At 68.8% G+C, this 484-nt stretch carries 1 pseudogene; it reads left to right on the forward strand.

Going from position 1 to position 484, the window contains the following annotated elements:
- Window positions 1-188: 188 nt before the first annotated feature.
- Window positions 189-484: pseudogene (locus tag SMA5143A_RS42490) on the forward strand (hypothetical protein); the annotation flags it as partial.

A 484-nucleotide genomic window follows, 5' to 3' on the forward strand; every position in this document is an offset into this window, starting at 1 on the left:
GGGGTTGTGAACTGCTCAGGTTTGACTGCGCACAAGCATGTTCTACCGCCTACAAGTGAGTGTCCGGGCTGCTTCCCGCATGACCTTATGGGGGTGAACGAAGGTTCCTCGGTCGAATGTGTGACCTTCGCCCGTGTGGGTCGTTGAGGAGCGTCGTGCGGGTTCCACGGGCGTGGGGACGGTGGGGGTTGGGTGGGCTGCGGGAGCTGGCGGCGCCGTTCGTCGCAGTGGGCCCGTCGGGGGTGGCGCTCCGTGACCGGCTCAAGCACCTGACGGCGGAGGACGAGCAGGTTCTCCGCCTGGTCGGCGATCATCTGGGCGCGGTGGCCTCGCGGGATCTGAAGACGCGGTGCGCGGTGGGGCTGGACCATGACGCCGAGGGGTGGGCCGCGCGTAAGCGTGCTGTGACGGCGGTGTCGTCCTCCCGCTGGGCCGGCAGCATCACCAAGGCCACGCATGATCAGTGGGCGCTGGCCCGGCGCGG

The organism is Streptomyces sp. MA5143a, from assembly GCF_900290235.1.
GTDB lineage: Bacteria > Actinomycetota > Actinomycetes > Streptomycetales > Streptomycetaceae > Streptomyces.